2 protein-coding genes are annotated in these 1,292 nt (G+C 61.5%); both read left to right on the forward strand.

Annotated features, from left to right (window positions below):
• Positions 1-1,062: serine hydrolase (locus D6877_RS27365; RefSeq protein WP_241662958.1), on the forward strand; the 1,062-nt coding region annotated here is incomplete at its 5' end.
• A partial coding sequence (locus D6877_RS27370) for an amidase (RefSeq protein WP_130912706.1) occupies positions 1,059-1,292 on the forward strand: 234 nt, incomplete at its 3' end. The genes D6877_RS27365 and D6877_RS27370, both read left to right, overlap by 4 nt.

Raw genomic sequence — 1,292 nt, forward strand, 5'->3', positions numbered from 1 at the left:
CTGTTCCTGCTGCTGATCAGCCTCACCGTCCGCGCCGAACAATGGCCCGGCGAGCAATGGCCCATCGCCCCACAGATCACCGGCCCGGCCGTCGAAGCGCTGGAAAGTTACGCCTTCGCGCCCCGCAACGACGCCACCCGCGAAGGCATCCGCACCGACGCCTTGCTGATCATCCACGACGGCCAGATCATCTACGAACGCTACGCCGGTCCGACCACCGAACAGACCCCGCACCTGACCTGGTCGATCAGCAAAAGTCTGCTGGCCACGGTACTTGGCGTGGCCTACGGCGAAGGCCGGTTCAAGCTCGACGATCCGGCGCTGAAGTTCTACCCGACGCTGGAAAAACATCCGGCGATCACCCTCGGCCATCTGCTGAAGTGGGCCTCCGGTCTTGATTGGCAGGAAGACTACGAATACGCCCCGCTGAAATCTTCGGTGGTGGCGATGCTTTACACGCGGGGCCGTCGCGACATGGCCGCGTTCTCTGCCGCACAGGACAGTTACACCGCAGCGGGTCAGGCTTTCCGCTACTCCAGCGGTGACAGCAATCTGCTCGCCGCCGCCCTGAAAACCATGGTCGGCCCAGAGCGTTATGCCGATTATCCGTGGACAGCATTGTTTGAGCCGTTGGGCATTCGCCATGCCGTGTGGGAAAGCGATGCCAGCGGCACGTTTGTCGCCTCGTCCTACGCCTATCTCACCGCGCGAGATCTGGCGCGGGTCGGTCTGCTGATGGCGCGCGGTGGGCGCTGGAATGATCGGCAATTGTTGCCCGAGGATTGGGTGACATTCAATCTCAAGCCCTTTGCCGGCTACGAGGCGCAGCAGGACGAAGCCGTGCCCGGCGGACATTGGTGGCTCAATCGCCTTGTCGATGGCGCACCATCACCATGGCCCGACGCGCCACCCGACACCTTCGCCGCCCTCGGCCACTGGGGCCAGGCGCTGTACGTGATGCCCAGCGAGAAACTGGTGATCGTGCGTTACGCCGATGATCGTGATGGCAGCTATAAGCACAACGAATTGCTCAAACGCGTGTTGCAGGCGGTGCGGCCATGAAGCGCTTTCTATTGTTGCTGTTGGTCGTGCTGCTCGGTTGGGGTTGGTATGAACGGGAGAATCTCTGGGCTTTCCCGGACATCATCAGCGCCTACACCGCCAAGGAATATTGCTCGTGCCGTTATGTGATGAACAACGACGCCGGGTATTGCCGTGGCTATGTGAAGCAATGGCTGCCAACCAGCGGTTTTACCGATGACGCTTCGAGCAAAACCATCACCGTCAGCGGC

This window comes from Pseudomonas sp. Sample_9, assembly GCF_004307535.1.
GTDB classification, from domain to species: domain Bacteria; phylum Pseudomonadota; class Gammaproteobacteria; order Pseudomonadales; family Pseudomonadaceae; genus Aquipseudomonas; species Aquipseudomonas mercuritolerans.